16 protein-coding genes, 1 pseudogene and 1 riboswitch are annotated in these 14,881 nt (G+C 68.1%); of the genes and pseudogenes, 8 read left to right on the forward strand and 9 right to left on the reverse strand.

The window, feature by feature from the left end; genetic code table 11:
* Window positions 1-43: 43 nt before the first annotated feature.
* Together OG963_RS23500 and OG963_RS23505 are read right to left on the reverse strand one after the other, a co-directional pair.
* Window positions 44-496, reverse strand: a complete 453-nt coding sequence (locus OG963_RS23500) for a GNAT family N-acetyltransferase (RefSeq protein WP_371799411.1) — start codon at window positions 494-496, stop codon at window positions 44-46.
* Between the two features lie 19 nt (window positions 497-515).
* Window positions 516-983 (reverse strand): MarR family winged helix-turn-helix transcriptional regulator, encoded by a 468-nt coding sequence (locus tag OG963_RS23505; protein ID WP_093773870.1) that lies wholly within the window; start codon window positions 981-983, stop codon window positions 516-518.
* A gap of 138 nt (window positions 984-1,121) precedes the next feature.
* Here OG963_RS23505 and OG963_RS23510 point away from each other — a divergent pair, with 138 nt between their 5' ends.
* Window positions 1,122-2,333 carry an MFS transporter gene (locus OG963_RS23510; RefSeq protein WP_093773872.1) on the forward strand — a complete coding sequence of 404 codons (1,212 nt, stop codon included), beginning with the start codon at window positions 1,122-1,124 and terminating at the stop codon, window positions 2,331-2,333.
* A 56-nt stretch (window positions 2,334-2,389) separates the two neighbouring features.
* The gene (locus tag OG963_RS23515) at window positions 2,390-2,821 is read left to right on the forward strand and encodes a heme-binding protein (RefSeq protein WP_093773874.1); all 432 of its coding nucleotides are present in this window, start codon (window positions 2,390-2,392) and stop codon (window positions 2,819-2,821) included.
* Window positions 2,822-2,951: 130 nt separating this feature from the next.
* On the opposite strand, the gene OG963_RS23520 is transcribed toward OG963_RS23515, so the two are convergent.
* Window positions 2,952-3,839, reverse strand: a complete 888-nt coding sequence (locus tag OG963_RS23520) for a GNAT family N-acetyltransferase (protein WP_093773876.1) — start codon at window positions 3,837-3,839, stop codon at window positions 2,952-2,954.
* A 5-nt stretch (window positions 3,840-3,844) separates the two neighbouring features.
* Entirely contained in the window at window positions 3,845-4,372 is a 528-nt protein-coding gene (locus tag OG963_RS23525; RefSeq protein ID WP_093773878.1) for a DUF2269 domain-containing protein, read from the reverse strand.
* Window positions 4,373-4,727: 355 nt separating this feature from the next.
* Here OG963_RS23525 and OG963_RS23530 point away from each other — a divergent pair.
* Window positions 4,728-5,858, forward strand: a pseudogene (locus tag OG963_RS23530) (globin domain-containing protein); the annotation flags it as partial.
* A 53-nt stretch (window positions 5,859-5,911) separates the two neighbouring features.
* On the opposite strand, the gene OG963_RS23535 reads toward OG963_RS23530, so the two are convergent.
* The 4 genes from OG963_RS23535 to OG963_RS23550 all read right to left on the reverse strand — a co-directional run bounded on the left by OG963_RS23535 (window position 5,912) and on the right by OG963_RS23550 (window position 9,134).
* Complete coding sequence (locus OG963_RS23535) at window positions 5,912-6,391, reverse strand: NUDIX domain-containing protein (RefSeq protein ID WP_030930591.1); 480 nt, start codon at window positions 6,389-6,391, stop codon at window positions 5,912-5,914.
* A 52-nt stretch (window positions 6,392-6,443) separates the two neighbouring features.
* Complete coding sequence (locus tag OG963_RS23540; RefSeq protein ID WP_093773882.1) at window positions 6,444-7,340, reverse strand: LysR family transcriptional regulator; 897 nt, start codon at window positions 7,338-7,340, stop codon at window positions 6,444-6,446.
* Between the two features lie 210 nt (window positions 7,341-7,550).
* The gene (locus tag OG963_RS23545; RefSeq protein ID WP_030930594.1) at window positions 7,551-8,681 is read right to left on the reverse strand and encodes a cystathionine gamma-lyase; all 1,131 of its coding nucleotides are present in this window, start codon (window positions 8,679-8,681) and stop codon (window positions 7,551-7,553) included.
* Window positions 8,682-8,756: 75 nt separating this feature from the next.
* A complete protein-coding gene (locus OG963_RS23550) occupies window positions 8,757-9,134 on the reverse strand; it encodes a phage holin family protein (protein ID WP_030930596.1) in 378 nt (125 codons plus the stop codon).
* Window positions 9,135-9,202: 68 nt separating this feature from the next.
* Between OG963_RS23550 and OG963_RS23555 the strand changes: the two genes are divergently transcribed.
* From OG963_RS23555 to OG963_RS23570, 4 genes are all read left to right on the forward strand, one after another.
* Window positions 9,203-9,520: a cupin domain-containing protein gene (locus tag OG963_RS23555; RefSeq protein WP_030930598.1), complete on the forward strand. Its 318-nt coding sequence runs from the start codon at window positions 9,203-9,205 to the stop codon at window positions 9,518-9,520.
* 137 nt (window positions 9,521-9,657) lie between these two features.
* Complete coding sequence (locus OG963_RS23560; protein ID WP_030930600.1) at window positions 9,658-9,876, forward strand: DUF5326 family protein; 219 nt, start codon at window positions 9,658-9,660, stop codon at window positions 9,874-9,876.
* Window positions 9,877-10,123: 247 nt separating this feature from the next.
* On the forward strand, window positions 10,124-10,894 hold the full coding sequence (locus OG963_RS23565; protein ID WP_176902184.1) for an IclR family transcriptional regulator: 771 nt from the start codon (window positions 10,124-10,126) through the stop codon (window positions 10,892-10,894).
* A 101-nt stretch (window positions 10,895-10,995) separates the two neighbouring features.
* Complete coding sequence (locus OG963_RS23570; RefSeq protein ID WP_030930605.1) at window positions 10,996-11,433, forward strand: SsgA family sporulation/cell division regulator; 438 nt, start codon at window positions 10,996-10,998, stop codon at window positions 11,431-11,433.
* 95 nt (window positions 11,434-11,528) lie between these two features.
* On the opposite strand, the gene OG963_RS23575 is transcribed toward OG963_RS23570, so the two are convergent.
* Entirely contained in the window at window positions 11,529-12,866 is a 1,338-nt protein-coding gene (locus OG963_RS23575; RefSeq protein WP_093930974.1) for a YibE/F family protein, read from the reverse strand.
* Window positions 12,867-12,937: 71 nt separating this feature from the next.
* Window positions 12,938-13,071, forward strand: a riboswitch (TPP riboswitch).
* Here OG963_RS23575 and thiC point away from each other — a divergent pair.
* On the forward strand, window positions 13,064-14,872 hold the full coding sequence (gene thiC, locus OG963_RS23580; RefSeq protein WP_371799412.1) for a phosphomethylpyrimidine synthase ThiC: 1,809 nt from the start codon (window positions 13,064-13,066) through the stop codon (window positions 14,870-14,872). It overlaps the preceding riboswitch by 8 nt.
* Window positions 14,873-14,881 lie beyond the last annotated feature (9 nt).

Raw genomic sequence — 14,881 nt, forward strand, 5'->3', positions numbered from 1 at the left:
TCCTTCGGTCCTTGGGATGTCGCCACCGGGTTGCGGGCAGTGGTCAGAGGGCGAGCTTGAAGCCCACATGACTGGCGATGAAGCCGAGTCGCTCGTAGAAGCGATGCGCATCGGTCCGGGTCGCGTCGGACGTCAGCTGGACCAATTGGCAGTCCTGGCGCCGGGATTCGTCCACGGCCCACTGGATCAGCCGCGTGCCGAGGCCGCTCCCGCGCTCGTCGGCATGGATACGGACGCCCTCGATGATCGAGCGTGTCGAGCCGCGCCGGGACAGTCCGGGGATCACGGTCAGCTGCAGGGTCCCCACGACAACGTCGTCGCGTACGGCGACGACCAGATGCTGGTTCGGGTCGTCGGCGAGCCGCTGGAACGCGGCACGGTACGGAGTGAGGTCGTCCGGTGACTCGCGCTGTGCGCCCAGGGGATCGTCCGCCAGCATGGCCACGATGGCCGGGATGTCGGTGAGGGCGGCAGGGCGTATCTCCAGATCGCTCATGATCGGCAGACTACGCAGATCACGCGGCCCGCGCGGGGACCTTCAGTTCTTCGACCGTCCTGACGAGCGGTGCCAGTTCGGGATTCCTGGCTGCCTCGTCGAGAGCGGCGCGCAGGGCCGTGTCATTCGTCGGCCGCGCCTCCGAGAGAAGGGTGAGGCCGGCTTCGGTGACATCCGTGTAGATGCCGCGGCGGTCGGTGTCGCAGAGATACCGGGTCAGCAGCCCGCGGTCCTCGAGACGGGTGACCAGACGGGTGGTGGCGCTCTGGCTGAGCACGACGGCGTCCGCGACCTGCTTCATCTGGAGATGGCCGCCCGGGCCGCTGTGCTGCCGGCTCAGGACGTCGAGCAGGGAGTACTCCCGCACGCTGAGGCCGTGCCCGGACTGCAGGGCCCGTTCGATGCGGGCCTCGATCTTGCCGTGGAGCAGGGAGAGGGCGCACCAGCCCTGGGAGAGGGCGGTCAGTGCGGGATCCGTCGCTGTCATGGTCTCTCCTCCGTGCGGAGCTGCTTCCGTCCAGGATAGGGGACGTCTGCAATAGCCCGCGCTTGCAATTAACCAGCGTCTGCAATTATTGTCGACGCTCGTAAGGCGCAGACGCAATCTTCTGGGAAGGTGAAACCCATGCCGCTGGCGCTCCTCGCCCTCGCCATCGGGGCATTCGGTATCGGCACCACCGAGTTCGTGATCATGGGCTTGCTCCCAGAGGTTGCTGCGGACTTCCAGGTCTCGATCCCGACCGCAGGATTCCTGGTCACGGGCTATGCCCTCGGTGTCGTACTCGGTGCCCCGCTGATGACGGTCCTCGGCACCCGGGTCACCCGCAAACGCATGTTGATGCTCCTGATGGGGCTGTTCATCCTGGGCAATGCGGTGTCCGCCGTAGCCCCGGTCTTCGGCGTGATGCTCGCGGGACGGGTGATCGCCTCTCTCGCCCACGGCGCGTTCTTCGGCATCGGGTCGGTCGTCGCGGCAGATCTGGTCGCCCCGCAGAAGAAGGCCGGCGCGATCGCCACGATGTTCACCGGCCTCACCGTCGCCAATGTCGTCGGCGTACCGCTGGGCACGTACATCGGGCAGAGCGTCGGGTGGCGCACCACGTTCTTCATCGTCGCGGCCCTCGGAGTCGTCGGCCTCCTCGGTGTGGCCAGACTGGTTCCCGAGCAGCCGAGGGCAGAGGGCGTACGGCTCCGCCACGAGCTGGCCGCGTTCCGCAACGTGCAGGTGCTGCTCGCCATGGCGATGACCGTCCTGGGCTTCGGCGGTGTCTTCGCCGCGATCACCTACATCACGCCGATGATGACCGAGATCGCCGGCTACTCCGCGTCCTCCGTCACCTGGCTGCTGGTCCTCTTCGGGCTCGGCATGGTCGGCGGCAATCTGCTCGGCGGCAAGTTCGCCGACCGCCACCTGATGCCGATGCTGTACATCTCGCTGGGTGCCCTTGCCGTGGTCCTGTCCCTGTTCACCCTGACCGCCCACAACAAGTTCGCGGCAGCCGTCACCATCGTTCTGATCGGCGGCCTGGGCTTCGCGACCGTACCGCCGCTGCAGAAGCGCGTGCTCGATCAGGCCGCCGGTGCCCCGACTCTCGCCTCCGCCGTCAACATCGGCGCTTTCAACCTCGGTAACGCACTGTCGGCGTGGCTCGGCGGCATCGTCATCGCGGCGGGTCTCGGCTACACCGCACCCAACTGGGTCGGCGCCGTCCTGGCCGCATCCGCCCTCGCCCTCGCCCTCCTCTCCAGCGGCCTGGAACGCCGGACGGGCACGCACAGTCGAAGCGTCGCCGGTCACGTCCCCGAGCCGGTCGTAGTCGCCGAAGCCCGGCGCTGAAACCCCCACAGCCAACACACGTACGTACGCACCATCGCACCAAGGAGATGTCCCTCATGACCACCACCCTCTCGCCGGCCGCCGTCACTCCGCTGACGATCCAGGACGCGGAAGCGCTCGTCGCCACTGCTCGCACCGCCGCGGAGGCAGCAGGTGTCGCCGCTGCCGTCTCGGTCCTCGACGCGGGCGGTCACCTGCTGGCCTTCCGGCGCGACGACCGGGCCGTCCTCATCGCGGGCGAGACCAGCACCCGCAAGGCCTTCACGGCCCTCCAGCTCGGTGCCCCGACCGCCGACCTGGTCGACGCGGTCCAGCCGGGCGGGCTCTTCCACACCCTGCCGACCGCCCTTGACCGGCCGCTGCTCTTCATCGCCGGCGGGGTGCCGGTCTTTCGCGACGGCCGGCTGATCGGCGCCGTCGGCGTGGGAGGCGGCGCACCCGAGCAGGACCACGGCTTCGCGACAGCTGCCGTGGAGGCGCTCGCCTAGTCGGCGAACCACCCCACGGACAGCGGAAGCGCATGAATGTCCGTTCCCACGTGCCTGGAGAACCTCGGCACAGGGGACGGACATTCGCGGTTGCGCGGGCGGACGACGCCTCGGGCCGGTCCGGTCGGTGTCAGCCCGTCGCCACGGTCAGCGGCGCGAAGCGACGAGTCCAGTCGCCCGGCAGCTCCGGGGCCCGGTAGGTCATCACCGTGGTGAAGGAGCCGGCTTGCAGACCGCACTCCTTGAGCAGGCTCAGCAGTTCCCCGTGACGTGCGTCGATGTCCAGGCGAAGAGGACGGTCCGTTGCCTTCGCGAGCGAGGTGACAAGCGCCTTCGCCGTATCGGTGTCCCGGGCGATCAGCGGACCGACCGCATGGGTCCGCTCGCTCGGCCAGATCGCCGCGTAACCCACCAGCTCACCGTTGTCCTCCGCGACCCGCAGGTGGTCCGCGAACGCCGGCAGCCGGGCGAGAATGTGCGTCCGGTCGGCGCCGAAGACCTCCGCGTCCAGCCGGAGCATGGCATGCAGATCCCCTGCGGCGGCCGGGCGGACGGTCACGGCGCCCGCCGTCGAAACGCCGCCGCCCGATGAGCCGCTCGGCCGGAAGTGCCCGACCACTCGCTCCGCCCGTCCCACCGTTTCGAAGCCGAGCTCCTCGTAGAGCGGCCGCCCCGGCTCCGTCGCGTACAGGCTGAGCGAGGTCTTCCCGGTCGCCTCGATCACATGGCGCATCAGACGACGGGCGATCCCTTGCCGCGCGTACCGCTCGGCGACGAGCAACATGCCGACGGCGGCGAAGCCCTGGCTGTAGGAGGTCACCACACAGGCGGCCATCAGGCCTTTGCCCTCGGGGTCGTCGATGCCGTAGCCGGTCCCTGCGGACAGGAGCAGGCCCCATCGGGGCTCATCACGCGGCCAGCCGCGGTCCTCACAGAGATCGGCGCAGGGGACCAGGTCTCCCCGGGTGAGACGCCGGACGGGCGCGTCGGCGTGCGGACGGGGCAGTGGGCTGGGCATGGGGCTCAGGCTGTCCGACGCACTGATCGCTCGTCCACCGCTTTACCGGAACTGGCCGAGACACGCAGCCGTCGGCCGCGCCGGGTCAGCCCCCATGGCTTCAGTACCGAGACCGCGGTGATGAAGAGGTACGTGGCTGTTGCCACAGAAGGCGCGACGACCAGATTGATGTCGACGGCGCCCTGCGCCGCTGCCTCGTTGATGCCTGGCCGCAGCGAGAAGATCGACAGGGCCGTGGTGATCAGAGTGAGCCAGAACTTCGTCCAGACCCAGCGGTGTCTGGCCAGACCCCACGGGGTACGGAGCGCCAGCACGAGACCGCTGAGGAGCGAGATCAGAGCGACGGGCACGACCAGCCAGTCCCCGAAGATCTTCATGGCGCGGGTCGCGGCCTGTGCGGTGGTGGTGTCGCCGGTCAGGAAGGCCGTGATCCCGAGTGTCAGCAGGCCGACGCTGAGGCCCAGCCAGCTGACGGAGACCGCGACATGGGCGACCAGAAGACTTCGGCGAGCGGGGCGCTTGAGTGGTTTCACGTGAAACACGGTGCCTGGCAAAGGGCAGTTGGGCGTCCGACAGCGGGAGTATCCGTGTGTACGTGCTCGGGCGTACGTGGCGCCTTCCTGTCGAACTCTCCGGCGGGCACCGTGGGCCGAAGCCCTGCCCTGGATCCCGGGTACGGCCATGGGGCAAGGGAGCGTAACGGGAAACGCGGTTCGGATACCCGGACTTCCCATTATTTGTCCGGCCCTGAGTCGACGCAGGGATGCTGGGACGAGGGGCCGCACGCGGTGGCTGCGAGCACTGTCGGCACGCAAGGCGACCAGAAGATGTTCGAGGCGAGGCACAGTTATGGACGCTCAGGCCACCATGCCCGGCGACGAAACTCTCAGATCTCCCGATGCGGCCTTGATCCACCGCACGCTGACGGAGATCGCCCCTGTCGCGGACCGGGCCACCTCGTACTTCTACGCCTTGCTCTTCGTCCGCCACCCCGAACTGCGCGCCCTTTTCCCGGCCGCGATGGACACCCAGCGAGACCGTCTCCTGCGGGCGATCCTGATGGCCGCCGATCGTATGGACAACCCCGATGCGCTGGCCGAGTACCTCGGCGGACTGGCCCGGGGACACCGCAAATACGGCACCCTGCCCACGCACTATCCGGCGGTCGGCGAGGCACTCCTGGGCGCCCTGAGCCGCTACGCCGTCACATGGGACGGGGCGGCCGAGGCGGCGTGGATCCGTACCTACACCGCGCTGTCGCAGATCATGATCGACGCGGCCGCCGAGGACGAGGAACGAGCGCCCGCCTGGTGGGTCGCGGAGATCGTCTCCCATGACCTCAGAAGGCCCGACATAGCAATCCTCACACTCCGCCCCGACCAGGCCTACCCCTTCCTGGCGGGCCAGTACACCGCCCTGGAGACCCCGTGGTGGCCGCGGATCTGGCGGCATTACTCCTTCGCCTCGGCGCCACGGCCCGACGGCCTGCTCACGTTCCACATCAAGGCGGTCCCGGCGGGCTGGGTCTCCAGCGCACTGGTGCACCGGGCCCGCCCCGGCGACGTCCTGCGGCTCGGCCCGCCCGCCGGCTCGATGACGGTCGACCACACGACCCACAACGGACTGCTGTGCCTGGGCGGCGGCACGGGCATCGCACCCATCAAGGCGCTCGTCGAGGATGTCGCCGAACACGGCGATCGGCGCCCGATGCAGGTTTTCTACGGCGCACGAAGCGACCGCGACCTGTACGACATCGACACCATGCTGCGGCTCCAGCAGACCTTTCCCTGGCTCGCCGTCCGCCCGGTGGTCTCCGGCGGGTCGGGCATGGGACTGAAGGGCCTCTTGCCCGACGCGGTGCGCGAGCTCGGCCCGTGGCACGAGTACGACGCCTATCTCTCTGGCCCGCCGGGGATGATCCGCAGCGGCGTGGACGTCCTTACAGGCATCGGCATGCCGTCCGCGCGCATCCGCTACGACGCCGTCGAGGAACTGGCGCCGACGACGGGCCCGGCCTGAACACGGGGCCCGTCCGAGCAGGAGCAGGCAGAAACAGGCCCACGGGCCCCGGATCAGCCCAGGTCCGGCGCGTGCATCGCCCGCACGCCCTCGATATTGCCGTCCAGGTAGTGCCGCAGCGACAGCGGTACGAGATGAACGGCGGCGATCCCGATCCGGCTGAACGGCACCCGTACGACGTCGTACTCGCCGCACGGATCCTCGATCTCGGGGCCGTGCCGACGGGAGAGGTCCATCGAGTCCAGTCGGCAGACGAAGAAGTGCTGCACCTTCACGCCCTTCACCCCACCGCCCTCGATGTGCTCCACGGTGTCGACGAAGCAGGGGACCACATCGGTGATCTTGGCGCCGAGCTCCTCGTCCACCTCGCGGTGAAGAGCCTCGACAACGGTTGCGTCCTCGGGCTCGACCCCGCCGCCCGGCGTGAGCCAGTACGGATCCACCCCAGGCTTGGTGCGCTTGATGAGGATGAGGTCGTTGCCGTCGAGCAGGATGGCGCGTGCGGTGCGCTTGACCACAGGACGTTCGGTCATGGCAAGAGAGTGGCCCACAGAACCCGTTCTGAAACACCCGCACGCCCGGGGGTCACCAGTCGGCTGCAGCGCGCACCAGCCACTCGTGCGCCCGCGCGATGTGAGGCAGGGCGAGTGTGCCGGTCCGAGCGGCCAGGAAATAGGTGCGCAGTGGCGGGACCGGCGGGTCCAGGAGCGCCACCACCTCGCCGCGCTCCAGAGCCCCCTCGCAGAGATAGCGCGGTAGCACGGCAAGCCCGGCGCCCGCGGCGGTGCACTCCAGGACCGCCCGCAGATCCGGTGCTATGACGGTGCCCGCGGCCGCGGGGCGGCAGTCGAAGACAGCCGCCCAGTAGCGGGAGACGAGCGGCAGGCTCTCGTGCACCTCCACCACCGGCAGCTGCTCCAGCACCACAGGACCTTTGTGCCGCAGCGCTCCGGGGCCGATGCGCGCGGCCCAGAGCGGGGCGGCGACCAGTACATGCTCCTCGTCGCAGAGCGGGGTCGCGGTGAGTAGCCCACCGCGCGGCCGGGCCGTCGCGATGGCCAGATCATGGTGTCCGGCGGCGAGACCCTCCAGCGTCTCCTCGGCGTTCGCGAGGAACGAACTGCGCAGGGCGAGACCGTGGGAGACGAGGGGAGTGAGTGCGGGCAGAGCGCGCAACGAGATGAATTCCGGGGGCCCGGCCAGATGCAGCGTCCGTACGGCCGACTCCTCGTCGACCCCGCTCTCGGCGATCTCGACCAGCGCGTCCAGGTGCGGGGCCGCCCGCTGCGCGAGCTCGTCGCCCATGGTTGTCGGGGTCACGCCGCGGGCCCTGCGAAGGAAGAGTGGTCGGCCCAGCTGCCGTTCCAGTGTGCGTATCTGCGAGGTGACCGCGGGCTGGGAGAGGCCGAGCAGCGCGGCGGCCCGGGTGAAGGACCCGGCCCGGTGCACCGTCACGAAAGTACGCAGCAGGGCCAGGTCCACGTCCTGTCCCCTCCCACCCTTGCGAAGCGTCCGACGCGAACAACTATAAATATGTCGATAGGTCGCTGTCGCTACCGTGATTGGACACTGACGCAGAGTCAATTAGCCTTGTCCAGGCGGTTCTTCGCGCGTGGAACCGGGACGGTCCGAGCCACGAGGGGGGAGGCTCGGACCGTCCGTACCGGCCATGTCTTCCTGTGCCCTGCGGGCTCAGCGCCGGCTCGTCGCCTCGTCCAGCGCCCGCTCCACGTCGGCCACCAGGTCGTCCGCGTCCTCGGCCCCGACGGAGAACCGGATGAAGCCTTCCGGTACGGCGTCGCCGCCCCAGCGCGCCCGCCGCTCGGCGGTGGAACGTACGCCGCCGAAACTCGTGGCGTCGTCGACCAGCCGCAACCCGGCCAGGAAGCGCTCGGCGATGTCACGGTCGGGCAGTACGAACGACACCACGGAGCCGAAGCGCCGCATCTGCCGCACGGCGACCGGGTACGAAGGGTCGGTGGGCAGCCCCGGGTACCGCAGCCCGGTGATCTCCTGCCGCTTGCCCAGTGCCTCGGCGAGAACGAGCGCGTTTGCGCACTGCCGGTCGATCCGCAGCTCCAGCGTGGCCAGCGAACGGTGCGCGAGCCAGGCCTCCATCGGTCCGGGGATCGCGCCGACGACCTTGCGCCAGCGTCGCACGCCCGCCGCGAGCTCCGGATCGCGGCAGGTCACGTGGCCGAGCAGGATGTCACCGTGTCCGGTCATGCCCTTGGTGTCACTGGCCACCGAGAAGTCGGCGCCCAGCTCCAGCGGACGCTGACCGAGCGGGGTGGCGAGCGTGTTGTCGACGGCCACCAGGACGCCGGCCCCGTGCGCGGCCTCGATGAGCCGCCGTAGGTCGCAGACGTCGAGCCCAGGGTTGGACGGTGTCTCGATCCACAGCAGTCGGGCCCCTTCCAGGACCGCCAGCTGTGCGTCGCCCCCGGTGGGCGCGGTCCGCACCTCGACGCCGTACGCCTCCAGCTGCTGGCGCACGAGCGGCAACGCCTGATAGCCGTCGTCCGGCAGGACGACCGTGTCCCCGGACCGCACCTGGGACAGCAGTACGGCCGAGATCGCCGCCATGCCGGAGGCGAACACCGTGGTCTCGACCGTCTCCCCCGGCGCTTCGAGCTCACCGATGGCCCGCTCCAGGTGGGTCCACGTCGGATTGGTGTCCCGGCCGTACGTGTACGGGCCGGTGGGCTCGCCGGAGAGGTGGAAGTGCGCGGCGAATACCGGACCGGGCAGCGTGGGTTCGTACTGCTCCGGTTCTGGAAGACCCGCCCGTACCGCCCGGGTCCCGTCACCCATGGTGCTCATGCTGTTCCTTCTGTTCTCTGGTCGTACCGGTGCTTCTGATCCTGCTGGTTCGCTGATCGCTCCGATCCGGTGGGATCAGTCCTCGTCCGGCAGGACGACATTCAGTGCCCAGGACACGACCGAGATGATCAGGCCGCCGAGCACGGCGGTCCAGAATCCCTCGACATGGAAACTGAGGTCGAACTGGTCGGCCAGCCAGGAGGTCAGCAGCAGCATCAGGGCGTTCACCACAAGGGTGATCAGACCCAGTGTGAGTATGAACAGCGGCAGGGTGAGCACCTTGACTATGGGCTTCACCACGAAGTTCACCAGCCCGAAGAGCAGGGCCACGAGGATCAGGGTGAGCACTTTGCGTCCGGTACTGCCGCCGGACAGCGTGATGTTGTCGAGCAGCCAGATGGCCACGGCCAGCGCACCTGCGTTGGCGATCGTCTTGACTACAAAATTCTTCATGTGTCTGATCGTGGCAGACATGATCGGTGGCGAACACCGGCAGAGCGAAAGCAAGGGGCGGACGGGCCATGAAGGCATTCAGGCTGGACGAACTGGAGGCGGAGCGGGCCGCCAACGACGGCGCGTATCTGCAGTTCCTGCGGGAACGGAACATGTCCGTCGGCCTGTACGCGCTGGACGCCGGCGACCTCGATCCGCAGCAGCCGCACAAGCAGGACGAGGTCTACCTCGTGGTCAGCGGCCGTGCCTCGATCACCGTCGGCATGGAGACAACACAGGTGGGCAGGGGAAGCGTGGTGTACGTACCGGCCGGTGTGGCTCACAAGTTCCACCACATCACCGAGGATCTGCGGGTCATGGTGGTCTTCTCTCCGCCGGAGAGCTGAGCCGGGTCCTCAGGGATCCCTAAGGGTTCGATCAGGGGAGTTCGGGGGCTCCGGTGCCCCCGCGGGCCACCCCTGCGCCTCTAGCATCGAAGCAGGTGCTCATCGAAGCCGTTACGCACAGAGACGAGGTTGGGACGATGGCCGTTCGGGAGATATTCGCGGGGATGCCCTGGTGGGTGAAGTGGGTCGCGGTGCCCGTCATCGCGATCGTCGTGTTCGGCGGCCTGATCGCCAGTGTGATCGGGTTCGTGATCGGTCTGCTCTTCAAGGTCCTGGTCTTCGTGATCCTGGTCGGTGGGCTCGTGTTCGTCGTACGGAAGTTCATGTCGTCCTCGTCGTCGCGCGGCGACTGGTAGGTGGTGGCCGGTCACCAGTCGGGCAATTAGCCCAGCTGAGCTAAGTACAAGACGAAACGACACCCCTCGCGGACGCTGCCGATACAGTGGCGGTCCGCTGCCGTTGCCTGGGAAACAACTGTCCGCCATCACCCTGACCAGTGGTTTGTGTACACACTCGGTCTCCGGACCCCAGGTCTGCGGCAGGTCCGTGGGGGCGGCCCCCACGAACGGGCTGACTGCCCGTCACCACGCCTGGGGGTGACCTTTGACCACGGCATCGAGTACCGCTGTCCCGACGTTGATCGGTTCGGTTCAGCGGGCGTTGAGGCTGTTGGAGGCTGTGGGCGCCCATCGGGACGGGGCGCCTGCGAAGCAGCTCGCACGGGAAGCGGGGCTTCCCCTTCCCACCGCCTATCACCTGTTGCGCACCCTGACCCACGAAGGCTATCTGCGCCGGGAGAACGGCGTATTCCTCTTCGGCTCCGCCGCCGAGCGGCTGGTCGACGACGGTGCGCTGCAGAACCGTCGCAGCACCATGGCCCAGTCGCTGGCCCGCTGGCGCGACATCATCGGTGCACCGGTGTACTGCGCCGTCTACCGCGAGGGTGAGATCGAACTGATCGCGGTCGCCGATACCCCTGCAGCGCCGGCGGTCGAGGAGTGGGCCTCGTTCCGGGAGACCGGGCATGCCCATGCGATCGGCCAGTGTCTCTTGAGCCGGCTCGACGAGAAGGCCCGTGAGGACCATCTGGATCGTCACCCTGTGCACCCGCTGACCCGCTACTCGGTGCGGGACCGACCGGCGTTCCTTGAGCGTCTGAGGTCGTTGGAGCGAACAGAACCTGTTGTCGAACGACAGGAGTACGCCCTCGGAACGGTCTGCGCCGCCATCCCGATCGCCGTCGGCTACACGGCCGCCGCCATGGCCATTTCGGTACCCCTCGACGAAGAAGATAGGTTGCTCCCCGCAGTCGAACGACTACGCGGTGAAGTGGCGAGCCTCTTGCGTTCGTTCGTGTTCTCTATCAGTATCTGAAAAATCACTCCTTGTGATCTGCTATCGCGTGCACCACGATGGCGTCAATAGGGCCATGGGGGATCATTCCTGGCCAGATTCATCTACTGCGGGGTTGAACGATGCGCGAGTCGGTTCAAGCTGAGGTCATGATGAGTTTTCTCGTCTCCGAGGAGCTCTCATTCCGTATCCCGGTGGAGCTCCGGTACGAGGTATGCGATCCGTATGCGATCCGGATGACCTTCCATCTGCCCGGTGACGCCCCCGTCACCTGGGCTTTCGGTCGTGAGCTCCTGTTGGACGGCCTCAACAGCCCCAGCGGTGACGGTGATGTGCACATCAGTCCCACGGAGCCCGAGGGGCTGTCCGACGTACACATCCGGCTTCAGGTCGGCGCGGACCGCGCTCTCTTCAGGGCCGGCACAGCCCCACTCGTCGCGTTTCTCGACCGGACGGACAAGCTCGTACCCCTCGGCCAGGAGTGCACGCTGAGTGACTTCGAGGGAAACCTCGAGGAGGCGCTGGGCCGGATCCTGGCCAAGGAACAGAACGCCGGCTGAGAAGGTTTGCGCCGATGGTCGGCGCACCGGTCGAACACGGGTCTGCCGAACGGGTGATATGTGCTCCGCGCCCCGGACGGCCACTGCATCGAGCGTCAATGCCTCGTCCTGCGACGTCGGCCCTTTCCGTTCCGTGCGGGTGCCGAAGCTCCGGCTTCCGCGCCGAGCCCTGTGCGGTCCGCGGAGACGACCAGCGCCGCCAGCACCGTCGTCACCGGCACCGAGGCGACCAGTCCGATCGACCCGACCAGCGTTCGTACGATCTCCTCCGCCACGAGTTCGCTGTTGGCCACCGTGCCCACACTGCTCTGCGCGATCGAGAACAGCAGCAGCAGGGGAAGCGCGGCGCCGGCGTAGGCGAGCACCAGCGTGTTGACCACTGAGGCGATGTGGTCGCGACCGATCCTGATACCTGCCCGGTACAGCTTGCGTGCGCCCATCGTCGGGTCCGCCTGGTGCAGCTCCCAGACCGCCGATGTCTGGGTGACCGTCACATCGTCCAGCACGCCGAGCGAGCCGATGATGACACCGGCCAGCAGCAGGCCGCTCATGTCGATGTGGGGGTACAGGCCGTGGATGAGGCCGGTGCTGTCGTCGGTGTTGCCGGTCAGGCTTGCCCAGCCGATGAAGAGCGACCCGAGCAGCCCGATCAGCAGCAGCGAGATCAGCGTGCCGATGACCGCGACCGAGGTGCGGGCGGTCGGCCCATGGCACATGTAGAGCGCGATCAGCATGATCGCGCTGGCCCCGACGACCGCGACCAGCAGCGGATTCGAACCCTGCAGGATCGCGGGGAGGACGAACAGGGTCAGCACGGCGAACGACACGGCGAGCGCGATCAGCGCCATCACCCCGCGCAGCCTGCCCACCACGACCACTGCGAGAGCGAAGATTCCGGCCAGCACAGCCATCGGGAACTTCCGGTCCACATCCGTCACGGAGTACTGAAGGTCATGGGGCGCGTCGGGGGCGTACGCGACGATCACGCCCTGTCCCTCGTGCAACTGCCGTGGCGCGTCGGGCTGGACGATCTCGACGAAGGTCCTTCCCTTGTCGTGGCCGGTCGTCACCTGGATCGTGGCCTTTTCGCACAGCCCCGGCTGCCGGCCGGGAGTGGCGTTCCCCGACGGCGTGGTGGTGCTGCCGGTGGCCGGGGCCTGCGCGGCGTTCACGTCCTTGCAGTCGACCTTTTCCACGTTCGCCACCGTGGCCTGCTGGGTCTGCCGGTCGAAGCCGACGCCGGTGCGCTCGTGTGCGGGCGCGCCGCCCGGCCAGAGCACCACCAGACCGACCACCACGGCGGTGGTGAACGGGATCAGAACGGCCGCGATGACCTTGCGCAGGTGTTTCGAGACCGGTGCGGCAGGCCCGTGGCTGTGCGAGTGACCATGCTGGTGGTCCTGCGATCCGGAGTCATTTCGAGGGGACGTCACCGGGGGATCATCGCAAGAAGCGAAGGGGCCCACTGTTCAGTACGCCTCGAAGGGCGCTAGCTTGATGTCACCTTTGTACACGCGGGAGCTCGGAGCACCGGGCTGAGAGGGCGCTGATATCCGTACATCCGTACGGGACAGGCTGCGCCGACCGCTGAACCTGTTACCGGGTAATGCCGGCGTAGGGAGTAGGTCTCATGACCACATCGGACACACGCACGCCTGCCTCGAACCAGAGCGACGAGGCCGGGCAGTCCATCGGCTGGCACAAGGGATACGTCCAGGGCTCGCGCCCGGACATCCGGGTGCCGGTCCGGCAGGTGCACCTCACCAACGGCAACGCCGTGACGCTGTACGACACGTCGGGGCCGTACACCGATCCCACCACCGACACGGACGTCCGCCGCGGCCTCGCACCGCTGCGGGAGAACTGGATCGTCGCCCGCGGCGACACCGAGGAGTACGTGGGCCGCCCGGTCCGCCCCGAGGACGACGGGCTCAAGCACACCTCGCCGCGCGGTGGACTGCGCAACCTCGACGCGGTCTTCCCCGGTCGCCCACGGCAACCACGCCGCAGCCGTGACGGGCAGCCGGTGACCCAGCTCGCGTACGCCCGCCGGGGCGAGATCACCCCGGAGATGGAGTACGTGGCGATCCGGGAGAACGTCGAACCCGAGGTCGTACGCGAGGAGATCGCCGCGGGCCGCGCGGTGCTGCCGGCCAACGTCAACCACCCGGAGATCGAGCCGATGATCATCGGTAAGCGGTTCCTGGTGAAGGTCAACGCCAACATCGGCAACTCGGCGGTCACCTCCTCCATCGAGGAGGAGGTCGAGAAGATGACGTGGGCGACGCGGTGGGGCGCCGACACGGTCATGGATCTCTCCACCGGCCGCAACATCCACACCACCCGTGAGTGGGTTCTGCGTAACTCCCCGGTGCCCATCGGCACCGTTCCGCTCTACCAGGCCCTCGAGAAGGTCGATGGCAGGGCGGAGGAACTGACCTGGGAGATCTACAAGGACACCGTCATCGAGCAGGCCGAACAGGGCGTCGACTACATGACGGTCCATGCCGGCGTGCGCCTCCCGTACGTCCCGCTCACCGCGCGCCGCAAGACCGGCATCGTCTCCCGCGGCGGCTCGATCATGGCGGCCTGGTGCCTGGCGCACCACAAGGAGTCGTTCCTGTACGAGAACTTCGAGGAGCTCTGCGAGATCCTCGCGACGTACGACGTGACGTACTCGCTGGGCGACGGGCTGCGCCCCGGCTCGATCGCCGATGCCAACGACGAGGCGCAGTTCGCCGAACTGCGCACCCTCGGTGAACTCAACACGATCGCGAAGCGGTTCGGCGTCCAGACGATGATCGAGGGCCCGGGCCATGTCCCGATGCACAAGATCAAGGAGAACATCGACCTCCAGCAGGAGATCTGCGAGGAGGCGCCGTTCTACACGCTCGGCCCGCTGACCACCGATGTGGCCCCGGCGTACGACCACATCACCTCGGGCATCGGCGCCGCGATGATCGCCTGGTGGGGGACGGCGATGCTCTGCTACGTCACGCCCAAGGAGCATCTGGGCCTGCCCAACCGGGACGACGTGAAGACAGGGGTGATCACCTACAAGATCGCGGCCCATGCGGCGGACCTCGCCAAGGGACACCCGGGTGCGCAGGACTGGGACGACGCCCTGTCGGACGCGCGCTTCGAGTTCCGGTGGGAGGACCAGTTCAACCTGGCTCTCGACCCGGACATGGCACGGGAGTTCCACGACGAGACGCTGCCGGCCGAGCCGGCGAAAACGGCGCACTTCTGCTCGATGTGCGGCCCCAAGTTCTGCTCGATGAAGATCAGTCGAAGCATCACAGAGCAGTTCGGCGGTGACACCGGCTCGACGGCTGAAGAGATCGAGGCAGGGATGCTGGAGAAGTCGAAGGAGTTCGCGGCGGCAGGCAACCGTGTGTACCTGCCGCTCGCGGAGACGGGCGGCACGTCGGCCGGCTGACCCGGCCGC

It is taken from the genome of Streptomyces sp. NBC_01707, from assembly GCF_041438805.1.
Taxonomy (GTDB): Bacteria; Actinomycetota; Actinomycetes; order Streptomycetales; family Streptomycetaceae; genus Streptomyces.